General features: G+C 38.9%; 22 protein-coding genes, 1 tRNA gene and 2 pseudogenes. 20 read left to right on the plus strand and 5 right to left on the minus strand.

The window, feature by feature from the left end; genetic code table 11:
* The first annotated feature begins 200 nt into the window (after positions 1-200).
* The 4 genes from rpsL to ACMZ6Z_RS06445 all read left to right on the plus strand — a co-directional run bounded on the left by rpsL (position 201) and on the right by ACMZ6Z_RS06445 (position 4,937).
* Entirely contained in the window at positions 201-614 is a 414-nt protein-coding gene (gene rpsL / locus ACMZ6Z_RS06430; RefSeq protein ID WP_159543253.1) for a 30S ribosomal protein S12, read from the plus strand.
* Between the two features lie 20 nt (positions 615-634).
* Positions 635-1,105, plus strand: coding sequence for a 30S ribosomal protein S7 (rpsG, locus tag ACMZ6Z_RS06435; protein ID WP_416131753.1), 471 nt, complete (start codon positions 635-637; stop codon positions 1,103-1,105).
* A gap of 246 nt (positions 1,106-1,351) precedes the next feature.
* On the plus strand, positions 1,352-3,430 hold the full coding sequence (gene fusA, locus ACMZ6Z_RS06440) for an elongation factor G (RefSeq protein ID WP_416131754.1): 2,079 nt from the start codon (positions 1,352-1,354) through the stop codon (positions 3,428-3,430).
* A gap of 427 nt (positions 3,431-3,857) precedes the next feature.
* Entirely contained in the window at positions 3,858-4,937 is a 1,080-nt protein-coding gene (locus ACMZ6Z_RS06445) for a PhoH family protein (RefSeq protein WP_416131755.1), read from the plus strand.
* Positions 4,938-5,252: 315 nt separating this feature from the next.
* On the opposite strand, the gene polA is transcribed toward ACMZ6Z_RS06445, so the two are convergent.
* The 5 genes and pseudogenes from polA to ACMZ6Z_RS06470 form a co-directional block, all read right to left on the minus strand.
* Positions 5,253-7,889 carry a DNA polymerase I gene (polA, locus tag ACMZ6Z_RS06450; protein ID WP_416131756.1) on the minus strand — a complete coding sequence of 879 codons (2,637 nt, stop codon included), beginning with the start codon at positions 7,887-7,889 and terminating at the stop codon, positions 5,253-5,255.
* A 205-nt stretch (positions 7,890-8,094) separates the two neighbouring features.
* A tRNA-Cys gene (locus ACMZ6Z_RS06455) sits at positions 8,095-8,165 on the minus strand.
* A gap of 232 nt (positions 8,166-8,397) precedes the next feature.
* Positions 8,398-10,146 (minus strand): pneumococcal-type histidine triad protein, encoded by a 1,749-nt coding sequence (locus tag ACMZ6Z_RS06460; protein ID WP_416131773.1) that lies wholly within the window; start codon positions 10,144-10,146, stop codon positions 8,398-8,400.
* A pseudogene (locus tag ACMZ6Z_RS06465) lies at positions 10,119-11,334 on the minus strand (pneumococcal-type histidine triad protein); the annotation flags it as partial. The pseudogene ACMZ6Z_RS06465 and the gene ACMZ6Z_RS06460, both read right to left, overlap by 28 nt.
* A 52-nt stretch (positions 11,335-11,386) precedes the next feature.
* Positions 11,387-12,310: a metal ABC transporter solute-binding protein, Zn/Mn family gene (locus ACMZ6Z_RS06470; RefSeq protein WP_416131757.1), complete on the minus strand. Its 924-nt coding sequence runs from the start codon at positions 12,308-12,310 to the stop codon at positions 11,387-11,389.
* 203 nt (positions 12,311-12,513) lie between these two features.
* Between ACMZ6Z_RS06470 and ACMZ6Z_RS06475 the strand changes: the two genes are divergently transcribed.
* The 16 genes and pseudogenes from ACMZ6Z_RS06475 to ACMZ6Z_RS06550 all read left to right on the plus strand — a co-directional run bounded on the left by ACMZ6Z_RS06475 (position 12,514) and on the right by ACMZ6Z_RS06550 (position 26,276).
* Positions 12,514-13,014, plus strand: coding sequence for a hypothetical protein (locus ACMZ6Z_RS06475; protein ID WP_416131758.1), 501 nt, complete (start codon positions 12,514-12,516; stop codon positions 13,012-13,014).
* 103 nt (positions 13,015-13,117) lie between these two features.
* On the plus strand, positions 13,118-14,242 hold the full coding sequence (locus ACMZ6Z_RS06480; RefSeq protein ID WP_416131759.1) for a hypothetical protein: 1,125 nt from the start codon (positions 13,118-13,120) through the stop codon (positions 14,240-14,242).
* Between the two features lie 293 nt (positions 14,243-14,535).
* The gene (gene rpsB, locus ACMZ6Z_RS06485; protein WP_416131760.1) at positions 14,536-15,297 is read left to right on the plus strand and encodes a 30S ribosomal protein S2; all 762 of its coding nucleotides are present in this window, start codon (positions 14,536-14,538) and stop codon (positions 15,295-15,297) included.
* Positions 15,298-15,610: 313 nt separating this feature from the next.
* Positions 15,611-16,651, plus strand: a complete 1,041-nt coding sequence (gene tsf / locus ACMZ6Z_RS06490) for a translation elongation factor Ts (protein WP_416131761.1) — start codon at positions 15,611-15,613, stop codon at positions 16,649-16,651.
* Positions 16,652-16,995: 344 nt separating this feature from the next.
* Positions 16,996-17,457 carry a CtsR family transcriptional regulator gene (locus tag ACMZ6Z_RS06495; protein ID WP_416131762.1) on the plus strand — a complete coding sequence of 154 codons (462 nt, stop codon included), beginning with the start codon at positions 16,996-16,998 and terminating at the stop codon, positions 17,455-17,457.
* The gene (locus ACMZ6Z_RS06500) at positions 17,457-19,895 is read left to right on the plus strand and encodes an ATP-dependent Clp protease ATP-binding subunit (RefSeq protein ID WP_416131763.1); all 2,439 of its coding nucleotides are present in this window, start codon (positions 17,457-17,459) and stop codon (positions 19,893-19,895) included. The genes ACMZ6Z_RS06495 and ACMZ6Z_RS06500 overlap by 1 nt, the downstream gene beginning before the upstream one ends.
* Positions 19,896-20,136: 241 nt before the next feature.
* Positions 20,137-20,856, plus strand: coding sequence for a CPBP family intramembrane glutamic endopeptidase (locus tag ACMZ6Z_RS06505; protein ID WP_416131764.1), 720 nt, complete (start codon positions 20,137-20,139; stop codon positions 20,854-20,856).
* Between the two features lie 17 nt (positions 20,857-20,873).
* Entirely contained in the window at positions 20,874-21,677 is an 804-nt protein-coding gene (locus ACMZ6Z_RS06510) for a PrsW family glutamic-type intramembrane protease (RefSeq protein WP_416131765.1), read from the plus strand.
* Positions 21,678-22,092: 415 nt separating this feature from the next.
* On the plus strand, positions 22,093-22,812 hold the full coding sequence (locus tag ACMZ6Z_RS06515) for a CPBP family intramembrane glutamic endopeptidase (RefSeq protein ID WP_416131766.1): 720 nt from the start codon (positions 22,093-22,095) through the stop codon (positions 22,810-22,812).
* A gap of 245 nt (positions 22,813-23,057) precedes the next feature.
* Positions 23,058-23,826 (plus strand): annotated as a pseudogene (locus ACMZ6Z_RS06520) (IS5 family transposase).
* Positions 23,827-24,269: 443 nt separating this feature from the next.
* Entirely contained in the window at positions 24,270-24,500 is a 231-nt protein-coding gene (locus ACMZ6Z_RS06525) for a Blp family class II bacteriocin (protein WP_416131767.1), read from the plus strand.
* Positions 24,501-24,911: 411 nt separating this feature from the next.
* Positions 24,912-25,049 carry a hypothetical protein gene (locus tag ACMZ6Z_RS06530; protein ID WP_416131768.1) on the plus strand — a complete coding sequence of 46 codons (138 nt, stop codon included), beginning with the start codon at positions 24,912-24,914 and terminating at the stop codon, positions 25,047-25,049.
* A gap of 162 nt (positions 25,050-25,211) precedes the next feature.
* Positions 25,212-25,421: a ComC/BlpC family leader-containing pheromone/bacteriocin gene (locus ACMZ6Z_RS06535; RefSeq protein WP_416131769.1), complete on the plus strand. Its 210-nt coding sequence runs from the start codon at positions 25,212-25,214 to the stop codon at positions 25,419-25,421.
* Positions 25,411-25,725: a hypothetical protein gene (locus ACMZ6Z_RS06540; protein ID WP_416131770.1), complete on the plus strand. Its 315-nt coding sequence runs from the start codon at positions 25,411-25,413 to the stop codon at positions 25,723-25,725. The genes ACMZ6Z_RS06535 and ACMZ6Z_RS06540 overlap by 11 nt, the downstream gene beginning before the upstream one ends.
* Before the next feature lie 13 nt (positions 25,726-25,738).
* Entirely contained in the window at positions 25,739-25,972 is a 234-nt protein-coding gene (locus ACMZ6Z_RS06545) for a garvicin Q family class II bacteriocin (RefSeq protein WP_416131771.1), read from the plus strand.
* 4 nt (positions 25,973-25,976) lie between these two features.
* Positions 25,977-26,276, plus strand: a complete 300-nt coding sequence (locus tag ACMZ6Z_RS06550; protein WP_416131772.1) for a bacteriocin immunity protein — start codon at positions 25,977-25,979, stop codon at positions 26,274-26,276.
* Positions 26,277-26,501: the final 225 nt, after the last annotated feature.

The following is a 26,501-nucleotide window of genomic DNA, read 5'->3' on the forward strand; positions in this document are numbered from 1 at the left end:
TGTTATAATGAGCTTTTGAGAAAAATCAGTTGCTTTATCAATGATATTGTGGTATTATAATAAACGGTACTTTTTACTTTTGGTCTCTCAAAAGTGTACAGAGACGTGCTGACAAATGTTGCAAAAGTACACACCAAATAAAGGATGTCACCAATCGCTTTATTCAACCAAAACTAAAAATTTTTACAGGAGAAATGTAGATGCCTACAATTAACCAGCTGGTACGTAAACCACGCAAATCTAAAATTGAAAAATCAGATTCACCTGCTTTGAATATTGGTTACAACAGCCATAAAAAAGTCCACACGAAGCTATCAGCGCCACAAAAACGTGGTGTTGCAACACGTGTTGGAACAATGACACCTAAAAAACCTAACTCAGCTCTTCGTAAATTTGCTCGTGTACGTTTAAGTAACCTTATTGAGGTAACTGCTTACATTCCAGGTATTGGTCACAACCTACAAGAACACAGTGTTGTGCTTATTCGTGGTGGACGTGTTAAAGACCTTCCAGGGGTACGTTATCACATCGTTCGTGGTGCTCTTGATACAGCTGGAGTAGCAGATCGTAAACAAGGCCGTTCTAAATACGGTGCGAAACGTCCAAAAGGGTAATAGAAGGGGGATAAGAAACAATGAGTCGTAAAAATAGAGCGCCAAAACGCGAAGTATTACCAGATCCATTATACCATTCCAAAATTGTGACACGTCTTATCAACCGTGTGATGCTTGATGGTAAGCGTGGTACAGCATCATCAATCGTTTATGATGCCTTTGCAACTATCAAAGAATCTACTGAGACAGATGCTCTTGAAGTGTTTGAAACAGCTATGGATAACATTATGCCTGTACTTGAAGTACGTGCTCGTCGTGTTGGTGGATCAAACTACCAAGTACCAGTTGAAGTACGTCCAGAACGTCGTGTGACACTTGGACTACGTTGGTTGGTCAATGCCTCACGTGCTCGTGGTGAACACACCATGAAAGAGCGTCTTGCGAAAGAAATCATGGATGCCGCAAACAATACTGGTGCATCTGTTAAAAAACGTGAAGATACACACAAAATGGCAGAAGCTAACCGTGCCTTTGCACATTTCCGTTGGTAATCTAAGATACAAGAGCCTTAAACAAGTCCTAGATAAAGTGAAAAAAACGAGAAGCTTCAACTTCTTGAAAATACTATTTGTCAATGACTTGTAGCTTGAGTTCAATGCTAAGATACTGGGATTTTGTAATCGCAAATTCCCTTCCAACATTAACATAGCATTTTTGAACGGGTAGGTCCTGCCTATCCGTTTTTCTTAAATAATGCTATAATAAATAAGTAAAATAAAATTTATAGGAGAAACCTAATGGCTCGCGAATTTTCACTAGAAAAAACTCGTAATATCGGTATCATGGCTCACGTCGATGCTGGTAAAACAACAACTACTGAGCGTATTCTTTACTACACTGGTAAAATCCACAAAATCGGTGAAACACATGAAGGTGCTTCACAAATGGACTGGATGGAGCAAGAACAAGAGCGTGGTATCACGATCACATCTGCTGCGACGACTGCACAATGGGATGGACACCGTGTTAATATTATTGATACACCAGGACACGTTGACTTTACAATCGAAGTACAACGTTCCCTTCGTGTTCTTGATGGAGCGGTAACTGTTCTTGACTCACAGTCAGGTGTTGAGCCTCAAACAGAAACGGTTTGGCGTCAAGCGACTGAATACGGTGTTCCTCGTATCGTTTTTGCCAACAAAATGGACAAGATTGGTGCGGACTTCCTTTACTCAGTAAGCACGCTTCACGATCGTCTTCAAGCAAATGCGCATCCGATTCAATTGCCAATCGGTTCAGAGGATGACTTCCGCGGTATTATCGACTTGATCAAGATGAAGGCTGAAATCTATACTAACGATCTTGGAACAGACATTCTTGAAGAAGATATTCCAGCAGAATACCTTGAACAAGCTGAAGAATACCGTGAGAAATTGATTGAAGCAGTAGCTGAAACTGATGAAGATCTCATGATGAAATACCTCGAAGGTGAAGAAATCACCAATGAAGAATTGATGGCAGGTATTCGTAAAGCGACGATCAATGTTGAATTTTTCCCAGTTCTTTGTGGCTCTGCCTTCAAAAACAAGGGTGTTCAGTTGATGCTTGATGCCGTTATTAACTATCTTCCAAGCCCACTTGACATCCCAGCTATCAAGGGTATCAATCCTGATACAGATGCCGAAGAAGAGCGTCCAGCATCTGATGAAGCGCCATTTGCAGCTCTTGCCTTCAAGATCATGACCGATCCTTTCGTAGGACGTTTGACCTTCTTCCGTGTGTATTCTGGTGTGCTTAACTCTGGTTCATACGTGATGAATACGTCAAAAGGGAAACGTGAGCGTATCGGACGTATCCTTCAAATGCATGCAAACAGCCGTCAAGAGATTGAAACAGTTTACGCTGGAGATATTGCTGCTGCTGTTGGTTTGAAAGATACAACAACTGGTGATTCATTGACTGATGAGAAAGCTAAAGTTATTCTTGAGTCAATCAATGTTCCAGAACCAGTTATCCAATTGATGGTTGAGCCAAAATCAAAAGCTGATCAAGATAAAATGGGTATTGCCCTTCAAAAACTTGCTGAAGAAGATCCAACTTTCCGTGTTGAGACAAACGTTGAAACGGGTGAAACCGTTATCGCAGGTATGGGTGAACTTCACCTTGACGTCCTTGTTGACCGTATGAGACGTGAGTTTAAAGTGGAAGCAAATGTTGGTGCTCCTCAAGTATCATACCGTGAGACATTCCGCGCTTCTACTCAAGCTCGTGGATTCTTCAAACGCCAATCAGGTGGTAAAGGTCAATTTGGTGATGTTTGGATTGAATTTACACCAAATGAAGAAGGTAAAGGATTCGAGTTTGAGAACGCTATCGTTGGTGGTGTCGTTCCTCGTGAGTTTATTCCAGCCGTTGAAAAAGGACTTGTTGAGTCTATGGCAAATGGTGTCTTGGCAGGCTACCCATTAGTTGATGTTAAAGCTAAACTTTATGATGGATCATACCACGATGTCGATTCATCTGAGACAGCCTTCAAGATTGCAGCATCGCTCTCTCTTAAAGAAGCAGCTAAATCAGCGCAACCAGCTATTCTTGAGCCGATGATGCTTGTGACCGTAACAGTACCAGAGGAAAACCTTGGTGACGTTATGGGACACGTGACAGCTCGTCGTGGTCGTGTAGACGGTATGGAAGCACACGGTAGCAGCCAAATCGTTCGTGCTTATGTCCCACTTGCTGAAATGTTTGGTTACGCGACAACCCTTCGTTCTGCAACACAAGGACGCGGTACCTTCATGATGGTCTTTGACCACTACGAGGATGTTCCTAAGTCTGTTCAAGAAGAAATCATCAAAAAACACTCTGGTCAATAATCAGCCTTTAAGACTGTCTTGAGAACGAGTATTTCAAAAGAGAACAGGCTAAAAAGTCATTCATCACAAGAAAACCCACTCAAACATTGTGACTGACTTATTTGACTAGATATTATAAGGCTAGGATGAAAAAATCCTAGTCTTTTTGTGTATTATAGTCTCTTGCTGTAGTAATAATACTCAATGATTTTTTTAAAAAAAAGACCCAAAATTGTGAAATGAGTAACGATTTTTTGGTATTAATATTAGATTATTAACCGTTGAAAATCATCGTCATAGATCATTCTTATAAAAAGGTTAGGTTTTGTTTTGAATGAGTACCATCTATGATAAGTCTTATTTTGATAGGTTTGTTTAGGCTTTTAGTATTATCTTAGCGGTATTTTTGATATAATAAAGTCACTTTAATAAAAGAAAAGGGTTTAATGTGCAAGAGTATTCTGTAGACATTCGTCTTAACCATCCTGATGATATCCTGTCTCTGTTTGGAACCAATGAGCGTCATTTGCGTCTGATTGAAGAGCGTCTTCATATTGTTATTCATGCTAGAGTTGAGCGCGTTCAGATATTAGCTGATGATCCACTATCTCTCGAGTTAGCACGTCTAACGATTCAGGCCTTATTGGTCTTGGTGGATCGTGGCATGATCATTAACACTTCTGACGTGGTTACTGCCCTTTCCATGGCGGAAAATGGCACTATTGATAAATTTGTGGCGCTTTATGAAGAGGAGATTATCAAGGATAATCATGGCAAATCCATTCGCGTTAAGACTTTGGGGCAAAAAATCTATGTTGATAGCGTCAAGAAACACGATGTGGTTTTTGGTATCGGACCTGCCGGTACAGGCAAAACGTTTCTGGCGGTGACCCTAGCAGTGACGGCTCTTAAGCGTGGTCAGGTTAAGCGTATTATTCTGACCCGTCCTGCGGTAGAGGCGGGCGAGAGTTTAGGATTTTTACCAGGTGATTTAAAGGAGAAGGTAGATCCCTACCTACGTCCTGTCTATGATGCGCTTTATCATATTTTAGGTAAGGAGCAGACCAGCCGCCTTATGGAGCGTGAGATTATTGAGATAGCGCCTTTAGCCTATATGCGTGGTCGTACCTTGGATGATGCTTTTGTGATTTTGGATGAAGCACAAAATACCACCATTATGCAGATGAAGATGTTTTTGACGCGTCTTGGCTTTAATTCTAAAATGATCGTTAATGGAGATACCAGTCAGATTGATTTGCCACGTAAGGTCAGATCGGGTTTGATTGATGCGGTTGAGACACTAGCCTCCATCAAGCAGATTGACTTTGTCTATTTTTCAGCTAAGGATGTGGTTCGTCATCCAGTAGTTGCTGAGATTATTCACGCTTATGAAACCGTGGAAGCCCACCAAGATGCCAATTACGGGAGCACTGGCTTGACTACTTCAAATCAAGCTTCCAAAGAAATACCTCAGCCAGGATTGACCAGCTATGAGGTTATTGGAGACTTGCCTGAGGATAAGGTTTAACGAAGTTTTTATCAGTAATATAGTGGATTGAAAATAGATTAGGACAAAGTATAGCTAACAGTATTAGCGTTTATCAAAATGATTCATCGATGTCCTAATCTTAATTCAATTAACTGTAGTATGATGAGATTAACCTAGAGAGCCAATTGGCTCTCTTTTTAATGGCTAACAGATAGGGTAATTCTTGGAATATCAAAAACCCAAGCTCATCTCATTGAGCTTGGGTTAGGAGATTATAAAAAGAAAGATTTTTTAGGAGTGACTATAGTGTAACTTTTTTAGCTTAAAAAAATCTTAAGGTGATTTTTTGAGGCTTTATTTTGCTTCATACCATGTTTTGCCATAGGATTCTTCGGCCAAAAGTGGCACGGTCATGTCAAAGGCAGTTTCCATGACGGTCTTGACCAAGGTTTGGACAGCTGAAATTTCATCTTCTGGAACTTCAAGAACAATCTCATCATGTACTTGAAGGAGCATTTTAGCTTTAAAGTTGCCATCGATAAGGGCTTTGTCTAGGTTAATCATGGCAATTTTAAGGATATCTGCTGCACTTCCTTGGATAGGTGAGTTGATTGCTGTGCGTTCTGCAAAATTTCGCACGTTAAAGTTGCGTGAATTGATATCTGGTAGTTCACGACGACGTTTGAAGAGGGTTTCTACATACCCCTTCTCCTTAGCGTCACGAACGACAGTTTCCATGTAATTCTTGATGCCAGGGTAACGCTCAAAGTAAGTTTCGATATATTCTTTGGCAAGTTTTCGTGGAATGCCTAGATTATTAGCAAGGCCAAAGTCAGAAATACCATAGACGATACCAAAATTAACAGCCTTGGCGTTACGACGGTCATTGCTAGTGACGTCTTCAGGCCTTTCAATACCAAAGACACGCATAGCTGTTGCGGTATGGATATCCGCACCGTGTTTGAAAGCATCAATCAGATGGTCATCCTCTGAAATATGAGCGAGAATGCGAAGTTCAATCTGAGAATAGTCAGAGCTAAGGAGAACCGCATTTTCAGTTGATGGGGTGAAAGCCTTACGAATCAATCGCCCTTGTTCCAAACGAATAGGAATGTTTTGTAAATTTGGATCGGTAGATGATAAGCGACCCGTTTGTGTCAAATCTTGAACATAGCGTGTGTGGATTTTACCATCGCTTCTGATATACTCCTGTAAACCGATTAAATAAGTAGACTGGAGTTTGGTGATCTGGCGATATTCTAGAATCTTAGAGACAATCGGCGAAATGGGGACTAGGCGCTCTAGGACCTCTACGGCAGTTGAATAGCCTGTTTTGGTTTTTTTGGTGTACTCCAAAGGTAGTTCCATGGTCTCAAAGAGTAGTGTTCCTAATTGTTTTGGGGAATTGATGTTGAATTGTTGGCCGGCCATCTCATAGATGTCTTGTGTTAATTGATCAATCACCACCTGATTTTCCAGAGCCATGTCAGCTAGGGTGTCACCGTTGACGGTGATTCCGGCAATTTCCATTTTGGCAAGAATATTGGCTAAGGGCTGCTCGATATCAAACAAGAGGTCCAGCTGGTCATTTTCTTTTAGTTTAGCCAGCATTTGATCCTTGCTTTCGATGAGTACTTGGACTTTTTTAGCCAAATGAGCAAGCAGGATTGTCCTATCTGGTACGGAACGTTTAGCCCCCTTGCCATAGATGATCTCATCACTTTCTAGCGGAAGTGATGTATAAAGACGAGCGATAGTTGATAGGTGATTGTCTTCAACCGTTGAGAGGAGGTATTTGGCTAATCGACTATCAAAGCTAGGTTCTGGTAATTCGATACCATGATGAGACAGTAAGACCTTGGCACGCTTGAAATCGTAGGTTTGTATTGGTCTAGTTAATGCCTCTTGGAAAGCAGGTTCTTGTAGTAAGTCAAGGTTTGTTGAGGCATAAATGCCTTGCTTGCTTCCCCAGGAAAATCCAATGATTGGCTCGATATGATAGTTATCATTGAGCAATTCTATATAGAAGAAGTCTTGGTCGCTAAACTGTGCTTTAGAAATATCAGTAACTTCCTCAAATGTTACTTCAAAAGTCGGTGTGTCGATATTTCTCGCCAAAGTATTTTTGAATTGCGTAAAGCCCATCTCATCATAGAATTGAAGGAGCTCATCAATTTGTGTACCTTTATAAATTGTATCAGCTAGTGTGATAGTAATAGGAGCCTTGGTGTCGATAGTAGCCAGTGTTCTAGACAAGAAGGCTTGCTCCTTATCGTTGATGAGGTTTTCTTTCATTTTGGACGGCTTCATGTCATCGAGATGGTCATAGATACCTTCAAGACCACCGTATTCTAAGAGCAGTTTAAGTCCAGTCTTCTCGCCAATTTTAGTCACCCCGGGGATATTATCAGACTTGTCTCCCATAAGAGCCTTGAGGTCGATGAATTGCTTAGGAGTAAGCCCCATTTGATCTAGCAGGTAGGTTGGGGTGAATGCTTCGAACTCAGACACCCCTTTTTTTGAAATCTCGACCACCGTATTTTGATCGGTCAGTTGAATCAAGTCCTTATCCCCAGAGATAATAGTGACGTCAAAGTTTTCCAACTCAGCCATCTTATCAAGCGTTCCGATGATATCATCAGCTTCATAATGAGGCAAATCGTAGAAGGCGATGCCACGAGCTGTTAACATTTCCCGAATATAGGGAAATTGCTCGCGAAATTCATCGGGCGTTTTAGCACGACCTGCCTTATAATCAGCATACATCTCTGTACGAAAAGTTGTTTTGCCAGCATCAAAAGCTACCAAAATGTGAGTAGGCTGTAGGCGTTCGATGAGGTGATCAAGCATAAGATGAAAGCCATAAATGGCATTGGTATGAAGGCCGCTAGCGTTTTTGAAACGATCAATCTGATGATAAAGAGCAAAGAATGCTCTAAAAGCAATCGACGAACCATCGATTAAAAGTAGTTTATTTGTCGCATTAGTCATGCTTTTATTATATCAGAAAAGCCTTTTAATCGTTAGATTTTGTGTCTAACTTTTAGAAGAGAGTTGAGTTGACAGAGTGGTTTTTTGTGGATTTTTTGCCCACCAACTTGTCATTATTTAACCGGATTTAACCGAACGGAAAATCAAAAAAGCCCGTAAAATCGGGCTTTTCATTCGGTTAAATCCTGTTAAATCAGGTATAAAAAGGCGGTAGACGGATTTGAACCGACGATCAAGCTTTTGCAGAGCCATGCCTTACCACTTGGCTATACCGCCACTATAAATCTATTTTAACGTAAAAAGCAAAGAAGGTCAAGGCTGAAATCAGGGTGTTTTACCATTTTGCAGGTTATAAGTATGAAAAAATGCCTAGTGTCCTTATGTTGAGAGCTAGGTATTTTTAGCAGATTATCTCATCTCTACGCTATTGGGCAATAAAAATCCCTCAAATGTTGCACAGCAACTATCTGAGGGATTTATGAGCTAGAAAATATCTAAGAAGTAAGCATTAGATTGCTTCTTGATTGATGATATCATAAGTTATTTTGACACCATTAGCATAAAATGATAATTTATTGCCAACAATTTCTAGTGCTTCTACTGATACGGCATATTCCAGAGTTAATGCTGTCACACGTTCTTCCACCTCATCTGTTGAAAGCCCTGTTGCTGCTACGATAGCAGCGATTTTGGTGTCATAAGGGTCTTCATCCTCGTCGGCGGGATTGGGTATAACAGGCGCTACTTCTGAATCCTTATCTTCGGAAGGCTCTTTTGGTGTTTCTTCGTTTTCAGAAGGAGTTTTAGGGTCCTCTTCTTTAGGAGCAGTGGCATCCTCTTTAGGTTCAGCCTCTCCTTCCTTAGGATTCGTTTCTGAGTTTTTATCGTCTTCTTTTTTCAAAGTGTAAATAATTGGCTCATTGATGTCAACTAAACGAAGCGATACTGGTGGTGGAGCGTTCCAATCATTGATAAAGACGATATCACCGTCTCGCACTAACTCAATACGGTTGACCTTGTATTGCTTAGCGATGTAGTCTAGTTTAGCGTCAATCACTTCAGGAGCATCCTCTTGGTCAGTACTTGGGATGACAGGTTTTGGTAGAGTGGTACTATCTGTTGGTGGTACTGAATCTTTAATACCCGCTTTTTTCTTCAAGGCTTCGATATCAGCGTTTTTATCAAGTGTGTAGATAAGAGGTGCTGTGATATCAATCAAGCGTAGATCAACACTTGTTGGTAGTCCTTGTTGGCTAACATAGACAATATTGTCATAAAGGCGGTAAATATCTCCACGTTTGATGTTGTATTGTTTGGCAATGTAGTTAAGTTTGTCTTCATAAGGGTCAACGGCTGTTTTCAACCGACTAAAATCAATGCTATCAAAGGCGAAAGGTAGTTTGATGGTTGATAGGTCAACTTTTTGTTCACCATTGATCAACAAGTAACCATCCACACGACGAATATCAGTAGTCTTATAATCTCTACGGGCCTGTGTCATCAAGAAACTAATCAAGCTAGCATCATATTCTTCTTGACTATCGTAATCCTTACGGCTGAGGGCTGTTTTAATGGCCTCAAGGTTGGCTGTGTGCGTATGATTGCCATGAGGAATAATGACTTTGTTACCTGTCACCTTCAAACTCTCAAGAGCAACATCATTTTCTAAAGACAAGTAAAGGAGTTTATCAGCGATTTCTTTGTTACTAAAAGAGCTGTTTTGAATACGACTAACCTTACCTGAGTGGTTGTTGATAACGCTAGCCACTTCTTGCAATTCATCATCATCAAGATCTGCGTAAGGCACGTAGTGTTCATGCCCATCATGCTCTGCTATGATACCAAAATCATCATAGCTGACAATGGATTCTTTGCTAAAGATGTAACCATCGTCAGTCTCATAAGGGATACCATCTTGTCCCATTGGTGTTTTGATGATTGAACCGTCAAATAGATTGATGTTTTTGACCACGTCATGCTCATCCTCTTCAGAGGTGTGGTCATCAGTTGCTCCAGTAGTAGGATTTTCAGTTGATTCTATAGGAGCGGGTTGGCTACTGGTAGTATCCTCTTTGTCCTTATCCTTGTCAGTAGATGGTGCAGGTGCTTCTGTCGTATCTGATGATGACTCTGGTGCCGCTGCATCTTTATCTTTTTCTGGAGTGACTACAGGCTTAGTTTGATCCTTGTTGTCGCTATCCTTGTTTGGTTGCTCTTGCGTAGATGTAGGGACTGTTTTTTGACCGTTAAGGTGCATTTCAGCTAATTGTATTTCTAAAGTTGATAATGTTGAAGCTGGGATAACATGGTAGTGGTTTCCGTGAGGGACAACATAGCCACGATTGGTTTTTCGGATAACATGATTTGGTTCAAATACCAGCCCGTCTCCCTCTTGATGACGGTTGCTTAGTGGTAAAGCGTGTAAAATAGCCAACAACTCATCGAAAGTCTTAGTGGTTTGAGCAACATTTGGGACATTGATGGTAGTACCATTAGAGGCCAGTGTTCCAGGTCTGTTAGGATTTCCTGAAATCGTGTGGTGGCCTCCTCCTACAGTTGGATTAACAATTATGGTAGGTTGACCCGCTGAGTTACCTGGGTTTGTTAAGATTAATGGTGGCTGAGTAGCTGGAGTTGCGTTGCTTGGTTGAGCAACTGCGTGTGATCCTGTACCTGCTCCAGCGACGGTTGTCTTATTAGGAGATGACGAGCGGTTATTCCAATAATGTTGAGCGGCTGCCAATTCACTGGCAGATAAGTCTGATTTAGGAATAAAGTGGAAATGATCACCGTGTGGGACTAGGAAAGCATCTCCTAGATCATCAATGACATCTGTCGGACTAAAGATATAGCCATCATCTGTGGTGTAACGCCCCTGAGCTTTAGCTTTTGAGATAGCAGCTTGCTGTTTCTTAGCTTCTAGTGATGCTTTTTTCGAGTTTGCTGCCTTACTACCAGTTGTTGCCCCAGCTTTAGCGTTTTCGGCTGCCTCTCGGCGTCCTTTTTCAGCTTGTTCAGCGATTTGCTCTTTTGTTCGAATATTTTTGCGGCTAGCTCCTTCTTTGAGGTAAAGGTAATACTGCCCATTTACTTTGATAATATAGCCGTCTTTGACCTCATTGATCACATGTTCTTGGCTAAAAACATAGTTGGGATCTTTCATCACCAACTCTTCACTAATCAAAGCATCATAAGGCACTTTACCATTGTAGAAGTGGTAGTGATCACCGTGGGATGTGACGTAGCCCTTGTCTGTGATTTTGATGACAATTTGCTCCGCAGAGATACCCTCTTCAGCGCTGATTTGGTCAGGTGTTTTATCACCTTTAGCCTTGGATAGGGCTTTTTTGGTGGACTTGTCATTGACATAAGAAATGCTACTATCAGACGTTTTTTTAGCCGTTTCTTTGCCAATACCATAGCCTGTCAGCCCAACGGCTAACATGGCCAAGGCTGCACCATATAAGTAATATGATTTTTTCATGTCTTCTCCTTTTTTAATGTAATTCTCGGTATAAAATAGCCAAGTTAGTTTCCAGATGTTCTAAATAGTTTTGATCATCTTTAGGGTCAGCCTCCAAAGGGCTAAGGGTCTTGATTTTAGCCCCCGTGGCATCAGCAACAACCTTAGCTAGTTTTGGTGAAACGCTTGATTCGGTGAAGATGGTTTTAACCTTGTAAGTCTTCACAAAATCAACAATCTCAGCCAACTGACGGGTGTTAGGCTCTTCTTCTGAGACACCAGCAATGCCAAGTTGGCTTAGCCCAAAGCGTTTGGCCAAATAAGAAAAGGCTGTATGCTGTGTGACAAACTCTTTTTGGGCAACCTCTGCAAACTTTTTCTGGTATTTTTCAGTCAGTTCTTCGGTTTGCTTAATGACCTTTTTGGCGTTTTCCTGGTAGGTTTTTCGATGATCTGGATCTATTTGTGATAAATAATCAGCAATAGCTTGAGTTTCTTTCCCCACCAAGATAGGGTCTGTCCAAGTATGAGGATCGTAGAGACTCTTTTCGTCTACCCCCTCGATCACAGGGACATCTTCCAAACCTTCCACACGGTCTAAGGGCAAATCCTTTGAAGCCTCCAAGAAATGGACTTGATGATTGTTCGTATCAGCTTGATTAGCCAAATCAGCAGCCCAAGATTCTAAAACCTTAGAATGGTAAATAAAGACGTCGGCATTGTAAATGGCAGCGACATCTGTAGGAGAAGGCTCAAAGCCATGAATCCCTGCGCCAGACTGGATCATCTTGACCTCGTTTAAATCCCCAGAGACCATTTTGGTCATCGCATAGACAGGGAAAAAACTGGTAACAATACGCTTACCTTTGGCAGTTTGTTCAGGCTTCTGTGACTGACAACCGACTAAGACAATAGCAAACATAATGGCAACAAATAGTTTGATAATTTTTCGAATCATGTAACCTCCGTAACTTAAATTTAGTTGAGCAACTGATTGCTTAACCAGTTAAACATCACACTTAAGTATAGCCTGTTTTAAAAAATTAGGCAAGAGATTTTAAAAATGTTATCAGTTTTGAATGATAATTCCTCAAAAATAGGGGTTGACAATATATATATATAATAGTTTTCAAAAACTAGGAAATTATGGAGACTATCAACATGAAGCAATCGTTTATCACATCTTATCTAACTTTTTATCTAAAATCGTCAATAGCACTTGAAGGGGACTTTGTAAAAACGTCTAACCCTAATACTATCTTGAAAATCATCCCGTTAGGGTCTCAAAATAAAACCATTCCTGTCAATCAGATTGCCAGTGTGGATGACTCGTTTAGCTTAGACTTTAAAAGCTTTGCTTGGGGCGTTATTTTTGCCATATTGGGAGTTGTTATGTTAGATCAGTCTCTAGTTAGTTCTTTAATATTATTAGCCTATGGCATAGCTACTGTACTAAGTTCTTTTCAAACTAATTTAAAATTAAACCTAGCATCTGGTGGAGAGCATACCATTAATGCCATTATTTTTGAAAAAACAAACATACTAGCATGTAAAGAAACAATTGAAGGATTGATTCAAAGACGCTATGATAATACTAATGTTGCAACCCACACGCAAACTCAAACAGACGTTTTGGTTAATGCAATGACTAACAAAAAGTAAGATTATCATATATTATCTTTACTTATATTAGTAGTCAGGTATTAATCAAGATAATTACAATAATTTTCACCAATTTTATAATATAGAAAGCGAGCTATATCAGATGTCGGTTAAGGAATTTCTTATAACAAACAAGGCTAAAGTCATTGGAGTCATCGTAGTAACGATTGTTTTATTAGGATATTATGTTGTTCAATCGCAACCTAAGAGTGTTTTACAGGATGCTAAAGTTTCTTTTGAAGGATATGATGGTTATGGAACAGCGTCCTTAGACAATGCATCTATACATCAAAATATTCAACAAATTGCTTATCGTAAAGCAGGATTTAGTAAAAACGAAACCAAAGATATTATCAATACAGATCCTATTATGATGTCTGAGATATATTCAGATATTAAAAAATCACAGAAATACCAAAAAGCAAGAATTTATATTGAAAATGTGACTTACCAATTAGATAAAACAGACTCTCTTAGTAATGGCGATACAGTAGTCTTATCACTTATTCCAAGATCTAGTCAATCACCTTTTAAAAAAGAGAAAAAAACATTTAAAGTGAAAGGATTGAAAAAAGTTGAAGTTCTATCTCAAGAAGAATTTTTAAAAAAACATCCTGTGGAAATTAGTGGTTTTAATGGATACGGTGTTATTGAAATTCCAAAAGATGATGGTTATGAAATCTTTAAATATTCCGATGACTCTGATGACTCTTCAGTGGCTTATAAGAATGGTGATACAGTTAAACTTACATTGACAGATGAATACTTACAAAAGTTGAAAACTAAAGGGATTAAATTAGAAAATAATAGTATTGAAATTAAGGTCTCTGGTTTGGATGAAATTACAAATATAAAACAATTAAATGATGCTTTATCTAAAAATGATTCTTTTGTAAAATCAAGGTTTGAAAACACAGAATCATCAAAATATACAATTGAAAAACAAAGTAGCTATATTTCATATCAAACCAGTAGTTATGACTCCAAAGCATCTGGTCAAATTCATTTAGTAAGTGTTTACAAAATTACAGATTCTAAAACATTTTTTGGTGATACAGAAACAAAAGTTTATTATGGTTATTATGGCTATAGTTACTATGTGAAACCTGACAATACACTAGATTTAGAAACAGCTAATAAAATTTCTAGTTCTACTACTCAAGATTTAGCTAATTTAATAGCTAATCTCGAAACAGATGGTTATAAAGAATATGTTTCCCCAGAATAAGCAAATAATGTTTTAAATACTTAGAGCAGCTCAATCTTCAATGTCAATAGCTATAAGACAAAGCTTAGCGCTTAAATAACCTAAAAAATTCACTTTCAAGTTAAATCTGGGTGAATTTTTTTAGGTTTTATCATAGAATATAGTGGAAAAAACGTTATTTTTTTGTTATACTAAGTAGGTTGTGATAACAACAAATACTCATCCGAGCTCCATTGTGGGACTGTTGCCCTTGTGGTGGTTGTGCAAGTTGACGGCTGGGAGAGGAAAAAACATTATTAAAGGAGAAACTACTCATGGCAGTAATTTCAATGAAACAACTTCTTGAGGCTGGTGTTCACTTTGGTCACCAAACTCGCCGCTGGAATCCTAAAATGGCTAAGTATATCTTTACTGAGCGTAATGGTATCCACGTGATCGACCTTCAGCAAACCGTAAAATTAGCTGATCAAGCCTACGACTTTATTCGTGATGCAGCAGCAAACGATGCGGTAATCTTGTTTGTTGGTACTAAAAAACAAGCAGCTGAAGCAGTAGCAGAAGAAGCTACTCGTGCTGGTCAATACTACATCAACCACCGTTGGTTGGGTGGAACATTGACAAACTGGGATACGATCCAAAAGCGTATCGCTAAGTTGAAAGAAATCAAGCGTATGGAAGAAGACGGTACTTTTGACGTTCTTCCTAAGAAAGAAGTTGCTTTGTTAAATAAACAACGTGCACGTCTTGAAAAATTCTTGGGTGGTATCGAAGACATGCCGCGTATTCCAGATGTGATCTACATCGTTGACCCGCATAAAGAGCAGATTGCTGTTAAAGAAGCTAAAAAGCTTGGTATTCCTGTGGTAGCGATGGTTGACACTAATGCTGATCCAGATGAGATTGATGTGGTTATTCCATCAAACGATGATGCTATTCGTGCGGTTAAGTTGATTACATCTAAATTAGCTGATGCTGTTATTGAAGGCAATCAAGGTGAAGATGCTGGTGCAGACTTCCAAGACGACGCAACTCCAGAATCAATCGAAGAAATGGTTGAAGTTGTAGAAGGTAAATAAGTTGCTAAGAGCGTTAAAAGGCGGCAAAAGTTTAGGGACTTGCTAGCAAGTTATCTAAATTAAAAACCCCTTAGCTTGGTTACAATTAATACGTTACAAAACAAAGGACGTGAAAAATTCGTATGAAAATAGGAAATCGATGCTGTTCGCTTGCGCACAAGGAGATTTATCTTTTTCATTAGGATGTTAGTCCCTGTACCATTCAGCTTTACAGTTGAAGAAAAGTACAAATCCAACATTTGAACCAACCCAAGAGGGCAGAGCGTTCCTGCTCTGTCCTCTTGTTTTAAAAAATAAAAGAGGAGATTTACTCATGGCAGAAATTACTGCGAAACTCGTTAAAGAATTGCGTGAAAAATCAGGTGCTGGCGTTATGGATGCTAAAAAAGCACTTGTTGAAACTGACGGTGATATCGATAAAGCAATCGAATTGCTCCGTGAAAAAGGAATGGCTAAAGCAGCTAAAAAGGCTGACCGTGTCGCTGCGGAAGGCTTGACTGGCGTTTACGTTGATGGAAACGTTGCAGCTGTAGTTGAAGTTAACGCTGAGACTGACTTTGTGGCTAAAAACGCTCAATTCGTTGACTTAGTTAATGAAACAGCAAAAGCACTCGCGGCAGCTAAACCAGCTGACAATGACGAAGCTGTTAAAGTTAAATTGGCTTCAGGTGAAACACTTGAAGAAGCATACGTTAATGCAACGGCTACTATCGGAGAAAAAATCTCATTTCGTCGTTTTGCAGTTATTGAGAAAACTGATGATCAAGCATTTGGTGCTTACCAACACAATGGTGGTCGTATCGGTGTTATCTCAGTGATTGAGGGTGGTGACGAGTCACTTGCTAAGCAAATTTCAATGCACATCGCTGCGATGAACCCATCTGTTCTTTCATACACTGAGCTTGATGAGCAATTTGTCAAAGATGAATTGGCACAACTTAACCACGTTATTGATCAAGACAATGAATCACGTGCTATGGTTAACAAACCAGCGCTTCCACACCTTGAGTATGGATCAAAAGCACAGTTGACAGACGAAGTGATTGCAAAAGCTGAAGAAGACATCAAAGCTGAGCTTGCGGCTGAAGGGAAACCAGAAAAAATTTGGGACAAAATCATCCCAGGTAAAATGGATCGCTTCATGCTTGACAACACTAAAGTTGACCAACAGTACACACTTCTTGCACAAGTTTACATCATGGACGACAGCAAAACAGTTGAACAATACCTTGAGTCAGTAAACGCTAAAGTGGTTGCATTTGCACGTTTTGAAGTTGGTGAGGGTATCGAAAAAGCTTCAAACGACTTTGAAAATGAAGTTGCAGCTACAATGGCAGCAGCACTTGGCAAATAATTATTGATTGTCGATAATAATGAGGTCTGGGACGAAGTCTCAGGCTTTTTTGCAATCATGAAAATGGCTAACATTTCTTGATCGAAACAAGCAAAATTGATGCGACTTATAATCCCCAAACGAGAGATACTGATTTTGGAGTATGTAGTCATAATGATAATGTGATATGAAACAATGTCATCTCAAATAATGGCTTCTCTTTCTTTTAGGATGTGTCTGTAAGTCTAAAGGGGAATTTGACAAGTAAAGAGAAGTGTTGAAGCGTCTAGAGCTTTCATTTTTAAATGTTGGCGAATTTTGATATAATGATAGTCAGTTATAGTCAAATCACAAAGGAGTCTTTCATGCCCTTAAAAAACACTTCAGATCAAATTGAAGAGTACATCAAAAAATTACTAGCTCAATCAGGGATGACAGAAATTAAGCGTTCTAGTTTGGCAGATTCTTTTCATGTTGTTCCTAGTCAGATAAACTATGTCATCAAGACACGCTTTACAGAAAGCAGGGGCTATTTGGTCGAGAGCAAGCGAGGTGGGGGTGGCTACATTCGTATTGCCAAGGTCAAATTTTCTGACAATCATCAACTTTTTGGCTCTTTGATGACTAACATTGGTGATCAGGTTAGCCAACAAATCTTTGAAGATGTCATTCAGTTGTTATTTGAAGAGAAGGTGATCACAGAGCGTGAGGGCAATATGCTCTTATCCATAGCATCTGATGCGGTCTTAGGTCAGGATGCTGCTCTTATTAGAACTAGGATGTTAACAAAAATCCTTCATTGTTTGGATAGGAAAAAGGAATCATAATGGTTAAGTATTCACAAAAAATGCAAGAAGTCTTTGGCTTGTCACAACTCATTGCGACACGCTTTTCTTGTCAACTGCTTGAAAGTTGGCATCTACTACTTGGATTGATTTCCAGTCCTCAAACGATTGCTGGTCTGACTTTCCAAGAATTTGATGATGAGACTGGTGATAATGATTACGTTGCTGCAGCCATGTTGGCATCTGAAAAAACGTTTGATCATAAGGTAACGCAGTTTACATTGCACAAGCAATCACTAGCAACCGTTGAGTTGTTAGCATTTGCAGAGGAGATTAGTCATATCACTGGAGATGATCAAGTCGGAACGGAGCATGTCCTGATGGCCATACTCTTGAGCCCACAGTTGATGCCCATTCGGATTTTGGAATTGGCTGGCTTTAAGCTAAAAAATGATGGTGAGGGGGCTTCTCTCTTTAGTTTACGTCAAACTTTGGAGAAACATGCTGGCTTTTCTAAGGATCAAGTCAAGGCCATCCATGAACTCAAAAAACCAAAACGTCCAAAGTCTAACCAGTTTGTTGATATGATAAAACCACCAACAATCGAAGGGGAATTATCAGATTTCACACGTGACCTTACAGCTATGGCACAAGCAGGTAGCCTAGAGCCAGTTGTAGGTAGGGATAAGGAAATCTCCCGTATGGTGCAAGTTTTGAGTCGAAAAACAAAGAATAATCCTGTCTTGGTAGGGGATGCTGGTGTTGGTAAGACAGCTCTAGCCTACGGTCTGGCACAGCGCATCACTAGCGGAGAGATTCCTTATGAATTGCGCAACAGGCGTGTCTTAGAATTGGATATGACGAGTGTAGTTGCAGGAACGCGTTTTCGTGGGGATTTTGAAGAACGGATGAACCAAATCATTGCTGCTGTTGAGGATGACGGTAACATTATCCTCTTTGTGGATGAATTGCACACGATTATGGGCTCTGGTAGTGGTATGGATAGTGCTCTTGATGCCGCCAACATTTTAAAACCAGCCCTTTCTCGTGGGAGCCTTCATATGGTTGGGGCAACCACCCAAGAGGAGTATCAAAAGCACATTGAAAAAGATGCAGCCCTCTCACGTCGTTTTGCTAAAATAACGATTGAGGAGCCTTCTATTGAAGATGCTTTTGAGATTTTAAAGGGTCTTCGTCCAAGCTATGAAGCCTACCACCATGTCTCACTTTCAGATGAAACGTTAATGACAGCTGTTAAATCAGCTCATCGTTACATGACTAATAAACGCTTGCCTGATTCAGCTATTGATTTGATGGATGAAGCGAGTGCTACCGTTCAGACCATGGTTAAGAAAGAGGCGCAAGCAGTCCTTTCTCCTATTGATAAGGCGCTTTTAGAAGGTGATTTTAAGGCGGTCTCACGTTTACTCAAGAAGGAAAAAACACTTGCTACTCCAAAAGTTGTCAAGGTAACCGAAGATCACATCATGTCTACCCTTAGTCGTCTGACAGGGATTCCTGTGGAAAAAATGACTCAGGCAGATCATCAAAAGTATCTTAACTTAGAAAGAGAGTTGCACAAGCGTGTCATAGGTCAGGATGCTGCTATTTCAGCCCTTAGTCGGGCCATCCGTCGTAATCAGTCTGGCATTCGTACGGGCAGGCGGCCTATTGGATCTTTTATGTTTTTGGGACCAACTGGAGTTGGTAAGACAGAGTTGGCTAAGGCTTTAGCAGAAGTCCTCTTTGACGATGAATCTGCTCTGATCCGCTTTGACATGTCGGAGTATATGGAAAAGTTTGCTGCCTCGCGTCTTAATGGTGCTCCTCCGGGTTATGTCGGCTACGATGAAGGTGGAGAGTTGACGGAGAAAGTGCGTCAAAAACCTTACTCGGTGCTCTTATTTGATGAAGTTGAAAAAGCGCATCCTGATATTTTCAATGTCCTTTTGCAAGTGCTGGATGATGGTATGTTGACGGACAGTCGTGGCCGTAAGGTTGATTTTTCAAATACGGTCATTATCATGACCTCAAATCTTGGAGCGACGGCTCTGCGTGATGATAAGACAGTTGGTTTTGGTGCTAAGGACTTGTCACAGGATCATGCTGCAATGGAGAAACGCGTCTTGGAAGAACTTAAGAAAGCCTACCGCCCTGAATTTATCAATCGTATTGATGATAAATTGGTCTTCCATAGCCTAAACCAAGATCACATGAAAGATGTGGTTAAGATTATGGTGCAACCGTTAATCAAGCAGCTAGCTGAGCAAGCTATTGTTCTTAAATTCCAACCATCAGCTCTGAAACACTTGGCTGAAGACGGTTATGATATGGAGATGGGCGCTCGCCCACTTCGCCGTGCCATTCAAGCGCAGGTGGAGGACTATTTGGCAGAACTCCTTCTTTCAGGACAATTAGCCGCAGGAGATACCCTAAAAATTGGTGTCAAAAAAGGCAAGCTTAAGTTTGAAGTGGCATGATTTTCCTAATCTTTTCATTGATCAAGGTTAATCCTGTATTGATAAGTGAGATGCTTTAAAAAATGAGCCTTAGATGGCAGTGCCAAGCGGTGAATACTAAACCCCAGACCTTATAGAGCGTAACGATTATGTTATGCTCTATAAGGTTTTTTGCTAGAAAACATCTTAATCGTTGAAAAAAAGTCTTTAAACAGATATAATAAGACATTATATATAAAAAAATAATAAAAATGAGGTATTTATGGCAAAAAAATTAAAATATCTGAAATGGTGGGATATTCTTGTCTTAACGCTGATCTTATTTGGTAGCCCCATCTATGACTCGACCTTGCTATTTTTGAATCCTCAGCCAGAAGTTGCGGCTACGTCACTGACTCAAGCAAGTAGTAGTCAAAATCTTTATATGATTATGGTACAGGGTCTGACCTTGTTGATAGCTATTGGTTACCTTATGTGGCGGCGCTTTGATTTTAAGCAGTGGCAGTTCAAGCTATCACTAAGGTCAAGTTTGATAGGAGTTAGTCTGTTTATTGTCTTGGCACTTCTGATGGATCTCTTCATGTTAGTGTTTAACCCTGACTTTGCCAGTCAGATTTTTGAAAGGCCTTGGGATATTTTCTACGGTATTCAGACCTTCTTGTCTTCCTTTACAGATTTGTCATTGGTCGCTTATGCCTTGTTAAATGGCTGCTATGAAGAATTGTACTTTATAGGTATTTGCACTGCTGTTGCTGACAAGGATAGGAAGTGGGTCTTTTTAGCATCGTTACTGGTTCGTTTTGCCTTCCACACCTATCAAGGTCTTTTAACAGCTATAGGGATTGGGCTGATCTTAGGCATTGTTTATTATAGGTGGTATCGCCACAAAAGTCGCAATCTTTACCCAATTTTTTTATCTCACGCGATGGCAGATGTGGTTGGATTAAGTCTTTTGCAGTATGTTACTAGAATAACTATTTAATTTAAGAGGAGGTCATTATGAAACGCTATTTTTTGTTATTATTGCTTTGTTTGTTAAGTCTATGGAGATTGGGTAAGGAATTACTGATTTTAACAACCTTATCACAAGGGGATATGTCGTGGTTACCTTTTATCGCGGCGATAATGATGTTAATTATTGTTTATGTTGTTCCTATAAGTGGTATGACTGTATGGGTATTAAGGCAAAGAGGTTTGTCAATAGCAGCTTATTTTTGGGCTCTTATATTAGGAATTTATGTTATTGGTCAACCTGCTGGTTTTATTAATAATCTTTTTGCAAGTAAATTATTAGCGCTATTTCCTGATACACTTGTTTTAAAAGAATGGATTTCCAGCATAGTTCCTCCCATCGTTGAAGAAGGATTGAAGTTGGGTTTAGCTATTGTTTTAGTCTATTTATTGCGTGTCAAATCTATTTGGATAGCACTTGCAATTGGTGTAGGAGTTGGTTTAGGATTTCAACTATCCGAAGATTACACTTATGTGTTGTCAACACTGGTTGATCATCAACTAACACCAATCCAAGAGGCTTTTAGTAGACTAAGTAGCTCTTTTGCAGGTCATTGGTTACTAACAGCTTTAATGACTGGTGCATGGTTTTTATTGATAAAGATGAAAGTGAAAAACGCTTTAGTCAAATGGTATCTCATAGGTCCTATCTTACTTCATATGATTTGGAATACGAGTATTGTTGATCAAAGTATAGTGTTAAAAATAGGACTTATTATGGTTAGTTGGTTACTATTAGGCAATCTTTATCACTTGGTTCTTAAAATGGAAAAAGAAGATAGAAATCTTTAACGTTAAGATATTCAGTTTGTACTCATAGACTCAATTGTTAGAAGTTTTGAGTAACTTTTGGAGTGCTGTTCAAATGATTAGTTTTATGGTGTTTTCTAGTGCTGAAAAATAGTTTTGAGGTTGCTTTACTTATGGTTTAATAGCAGTACGCTCTTTTAACAGGTAGTAATTAGTAACAAGAAAAATGAAGCTGATTTCAGATTTTGAAGTCAAATAAGTGTGAAGAAAAATCAATATGACAAGTTTTTCTCTAGTCAATTTCAATAAGTATCCTGATTATACATGTTAATGTGAAAAGACTATTTAAAGACGCTATATTAGAATGTTAAAAAGATGATATCATGGCAGGTCATATCTGGTTTTCAGCATTGGGATAGCGATGAATCCTATTTATCATATAAAAGAAAGATTATAAATGATGTTAATCAATCACCGAATAAATTTTATTTTTATGTTAGTCATGTCAATTGGCTTATTTATATCAAATCATCTTTTTGGCGTTGGGTACTTAGATCCGAAGTTTTCATCTACATTTTTACCAACGTATTATTTCCTTGTTCCATTTTCTATTTGGGCATATATCACATATGGAAAAACCTTACCATCTGGATTACCACATTATCTTCTCTCTCTGATTGTGCTAATTCCTATTGGTGTGATGAGTATCTTTACCATTAGTCACTTAGCTGCTTGGTCCTTGACATTCTTGCTTCCGATGATTGATGCTCTTTTTGTTGGGATTAGCGAGGAGCTGGTCTATAGAGGTGTTATTTTTAGTCATATGGTCCCAGAAAAAGGACTCTTAAAAGCTACTTTTCTATCTGCTCTGTTCTTTTCTGTCCTTCATAGCGTCAATGTCATTGGGGGATTAAGCCTGACAGGGATGTTATCTCAGTTAATTAGTACTTTTATGGCAGGTTTGTTTTTTGCTCTTTTTTACTACTATACAAAGAATATTTACTTAATCATTTTATATCATTTTTTATTTGATTATATGCTCTTTACAGATATTACCATTCGTTTTCCCATTATCAGCCAAGGCTATCAATTTTTAACAATGTTAGAGATTGCTTTGACTCTATATTTGTTGTATCACTATCGTAAAAAAAGAAAAACCGGTAATGCCTCTTGCTAGTATTGATTGTTTAAAACATGTTTTAGATATACTCGTCGAATGCTTATTAATAAGAGATAGTATCACTGCTGCACACAACAGAGTCGGTCAATAGTTGATGCTCTTTCAAAATCAAAAAATAGATACTATTAGAAGTATGACAGATGATATACTAGACTTGTTCGGTAACCCGAAAGTGCTACAATGTATCTATGGGAACTGTATATGACAAAGTCAAAACACTTAACTCTGAAAACTTCAAATGATTGATTGGGGTTAAAAAAGAAACCTTTCAGCTGATGCTTGACCACTTGAACGCTGCTTATCAGATGCAACACCAAAAAGGGGGACGTCCTCGTCGTCTGAGCATGGAAGACCAACTCATCCTGACCTTGCGTTACCTGCGTTACTATCCGACTCAACGGTTGTTGGGTTGGCTTTTGATTTTGGCGTTAGTGTGGCAACGGTCAATGCCACCATCACTTGGGTAGAAGACACACTTCGTGCCTCAGGTAGCTTTGATTTGGACAATTGACTTGTCCCAAGTTCGGCTCTTGCTATTGATGTGACGGAAAGTCCAATCCAGCGTCCCCCAAAAAACAAAGCAAAAATGATTCTGGTAAAAAGAAACGACACACCATAAAGACACAAATTGTGCTGGATTTGACGACTCATCGTGTCTGCCAACTAGCGTTTTCTGATGGTCACACGCATGACTTTACCCTTTTCAAAACAAGTATCGGTCAACGTTTACCCCAATCAACATTGGCTTTCGTTGATTTAGGGTATTTAGGAATTTTAAAGTTTCACGAGAACAGTTTCATACCTGCCAAAAATTATCGATTGACTGAAGACGATAAGCGGTTGAACAGAGAGATGTCGGCGATGCGTATTACAATTGAGCATTTTAACGCTAAATTTAAAACCTTCCAAATCATGTCCCTTCCTTATCGAAACCGTAGAAAACGATTTGAGTTAAGGGCAGAATTGATTGGTGCAATCATTAATTATGAAATAGTTTCCGAACAAGTCTAATCAATCAGTTACAAGCAGCTAATCAAAAGAATAGATTAGCTAGTTTTGAAATCATTTGTTACAAGACAACGATCAATCGATATCTATTTCTGATTTTGATTCAGCACAATCTCTCTTTGCAAGTAATAAGAATAAATACAAATAGCCAGATCGGAGTCAATGCTGTCTGGTTTTTTAGGTCAGCCTCTCTCTTGGTTCATCCTTAACTGCTTAAATCAGTATCGTATTTTTTTATCACCATTTTAATGTAACATTTTTGGAAATACAGGTTCTAAACATAATGTCCTGAACGGTCGTTTTATCTTCTCAAACGGTAAAATTTTTACCATTTAGGAAAGTTAAATGACCGTTCAGGAAATGAAGGACTTATTTTTTGAGAAAGTGCTATACTAAAAGTGTTCTGTTGCAACGAACAAAAATTATATTTTAAGGAGGTATTGGATATGAATACACAAACCATTTCACCATTTGAACTGTTGGACACCGAATCACTTGCTGCTGTTGAGGGTGGTGGTTGGATTAAATGTGGACTTGGTACGGTCGGCGGTGCATTAACAGGTGGAGTTACTGGCGGTGCAATCGGAACGGTAACGTTACCGATTGTTGGTACTGTATCTGGTGCGGCTGCTGGTTTTTGGGGCGGAGCTGCGACTGGGGCTGCGACTTTTTGTTAAAATTCAAATAGTAGTCCTATAAATACATTATTGAGATGAGGTGACTATTATGAATAAGAAAAAAGTGGTTTCTACAATGATATCTATAGGATTTCTTGTAGTATCAATATTTAATTTTTTTAGAGAGTTATCTCCTATGCTTTTTATATTGAATAGTATTGGATTTTCCTGTTTCCTATTATTGCTATCTATCAACTTTAAACGGATCATTTTACCAAAATGATTTGTTCGGGGTTGATCAAAACTTGGTCTGAATAATGAGTATATTAGCCTGTGTCACTAAACGCACCATATCAAGTTTTCGATACCTGATATGGTGCGTTTTTTACTTTGAAAACGTTCTATTTCTCTATTGATAAGATTTCAAATCCCTTCATGGTAGACTGGTCTATCACTAAAAAAGGATAAAAGATGGTTGATAAAACCAAGAAGATCGTTCCTTCTTTCTTTGTTTTAACCAGTTTCCCCAAATGGGCTAGAGAAAGTCAGAACCCTAAAACTTGGCAATGGATGCTAAAGCAGAGCAGTCCAGGTTCACCTTTTAAATAATTTCTGAACCATTGTAAACAGTTGAAAAATGATGAAAAAATGACCATTCAGGACATTATAGCTACCATTTAGGATTTTTTCGCCCAAAAAAATAGTATTAGTGCTATACTAAAATTGTTCTGTTGCAACGAACAAAAATTATATTTTAAGGAGGTATTCGATATGAATACACAAACCATTTCACAATTTGAACCTTTGGACACTGACTTGCTTGCCACTGTTGAAGGTGGCTTTTGGGGATTATTTTTAGGAGGTGCTATCAGCGCTTTTGATGGTGGAGGTATCACTTTAGAGCAACTGAATGGTAAAAAACTTCCCAAACCAAGGTCTTGCTCTCCCTATGGCACGGGTGGAACACCTAATGCTTGTTGATGCTATGGTGATAATTGATCATAATAATAAAGAAGTTGATGTCTGGGAAATAAGCACTTCTAGCGATAAACCAGACTGGGTTAAAGAGGCTTTTCAAAAAAATATCCTTCAGTGGAAAGATCAGCGGCTTCGTATTTTAATGCCTGCATTATATTCTAAATGGTCTAAGAGAAGTGAATATTACGGTTATGGGATGTACGTTTTTGGAGATATTGGTGACATCATTGACAAAACTAATGGAAAAGTCATTCGTCAATCTTTTTTTGAAAAACACTATCAACAATCAATCATTGATAAACTCTAGGGAGGTATCCATCATGAACACAAAAGCTATTTCACAATTTGAACTTTTGGACACCGCTGTTGAAGGTGGTAAAGGAATTTGTAAGCATGTTTTTTCTGGTTCGAATGGATATGCTTGTCGGTATAAGAATGGCGAGTGGGGTTACTTTGTCACAAAAGGATCCTTTCAAACTTACCCAGACATTATGGCTAATGACTGGGTAAGTTCATTGAGAGGTGGTTATTTTAACCCTAATTACAGAGGATAAAGCGATGAAAATCAATGAAGAAAAAATATTAAACAGCGTTTATAATATTCTCTTAAATACTGATACTACTGAAGATGAACGCCGACTTTTAATAAAGTTTAAAGAAAGGGTAGAAGGAGGTTCGAATTTTCAAAAATCAGTTATCTGTTTAGCTGAAGAACTTAGGATCCTTTCTGTAAGAAATTTACAGAAAAATACTAAGTTAAGTAAAGATGTGGCAGAGTTATATAAAGAAATGTCAACTGTAGGGGAATTTGATAGAAATCTAGCTCGAGGGTTGATTAGCTTTGGAATCATCAGATAATACCACAATTCACTAAAACAGATATTGGAATAAATAATCAGAGATGATTAATACAACCTTTAAGAAACTTCTTTTAAACTTTCGAAAATTTCTTAATCGCACATCACTAATCCATCACGAAAATACAGTAATAAATTATATATAGATTAGCTGATTTAGTAAAAATAGCAACAATTTCTGTTGAAAATTACCTATCTGAATGATCAAAAAGAATCTGATTGGAGT

It is taken from the genome of Streptococcus pluranimalium (genome assembly GCF_047785705.1).
Lineage (GTDB): Bacteria > Bacillota > Bacilli > Lactobacillales > Streptococcaceae > Streptococcus > Streptococcus pluranimalium_A.

Bases quoted from the DNA above. Each gene is read 5' to 3' on its own strand.
- ACMZ6Z_RS06480 (WP_416131759.1), top strand. From the start codon at position 13,118: ATGTCGGTTAAGGAATTTCTTATAACAAACAAGGCTAAAGTCATTGGA.
- ACMZ6Z_RS06460 (WP_416131773.1), bottom strand. From the start codon at position 10,146: ATGCACCTTAACGGTCAAAAAACAGTCCCTACATCTACGCAAGAGCAA.
- ACMZ6Z_RS06500 (WP_416131763.1), top strand. From the start codon at position 17,457: ATGGTTAAGTATTCACAAAAAATGCAAGAAGTCTTTGGCTTGTCACAA.
- tsf (WP_416131761.1), top strand. From the start codon at position 15,611: ATGGCAGAAATTACTGCGAAACTCGTTAAAGAATTGCGTGAAAAATCA.
- ACMZ6Z_RS06510 (WP_416131765.1), top strand. From the start codon at position 20,874: ATGAAACGCTATTTTTTGTTATTATTGCTTTGTTTGTTAAGTCTATGG.
- rpsL (WP_159543253.1), top strand. From the start codon at position 201: ATGCCTACAATTAACCAGCTGGTACGTAAACCACGCAAATCTAAAATT.
- ACMZ6Z_RS06505 (WP_416131764.1), top strand. From the start codon at position 20,137: ATGGCAAAAAAATTAAAATATCTGAAATGGTGGGATATTCTTGTCTTA.
- ACMZ6Z_RS06495 (WP_416131762.1), top strand. From the start codon at position 16,996: ATGCCCTTAAAAAACACTTCAGATCAAATTGAAGAGTACATCAAAAAA.
- ACMZ6Z_RS06540 (WP_416131770.1), top strand. From the start codon at position 25,411: ATGCTTGTTGATGCTATGGTGATAATTGATCATAATAATAAAGAAGTT.
- ACMZ6Z_RS06525 (WP_416131767.1), top strand. From the start codon at position 24,270: ATGAATACACAAACCATTTCACCATTTGAACTGTTGGACACCGAATCA.
- fusA (WP_416131754.1), top strand. From the start codon at position 1,352: ATGGCTCGCGAATTTTCACTAGAAAAAACTCGTAATATCGGTATCATG.
- rpsB (WP_416131760.1), top strand. From the start codon at position 14,536: ATGGCAGTAATTTCAATGAAACAACTTCTTGAGGCTGGTGTTCACTTT.
- rpsG (WP_416131753.1), top strand. From the start codon at position 635: ATGAGTCGTAAAAATAGAGCGCCAAAACGCGAAGTATTACCAGATCCA.
- ACMZ6Z_RS06550 (WP_416131772.1), top strand. From the start codon at position 25,977: ATGAAAATCAATGAAGAAAAAATATTAAACAGCGTTTATAATATTCTC.
- ACMZ6Z_RS06530 (WP_416131768.1), top strand. From the start codon at position 24,912: ATGGTTGATAAAACCAAGAAGATCGTTCCTTCTTTCTTTGTTTTAACC.
- ACMZ6Z_RS06475 (WP_416131758.1), top strand. From the start codon at position 12,514: ATGAAGCAATCGTTTATCACATCTTATCTAACTTTTTATCTAAAATCG.
- ACMZ6Z_RS06515 (WP_416131766.1), top strand. From the start codon at position 22,093: ATGATGTTAATCAATCACCGAATAAATTTTATTTTTATGTTAGTCATG.
- ACMZ6Z_RS06470 (WP_416131757.1), bottom strand. From the start codon at position 12,310: ATGATTCGAAAAATTATCAAACTATTTGTTGCCATTATGTTTGCTATT.
- ACMZ6Z_RS06545 (WP_416131771.1), top strand. From the start codon at position 25,739: ATGAACACAAAAGCTATTTCACAATTTGAACTTTTGGACACCGCTGTT.
- ACMZ6Z_RS06535 (WP_416131769.1), top strand. From the start codon at position 25,212: ATGAATACACAAACCATTTCACAATTTGAACCTTTGGACACTGACTTG.
- polA (WP_416131756.1), bottom strand. From the start codon at position 7,889: ATGACTAATGCGACAAATAAACTACTTTTAATCGATGGTTCGTCGATT.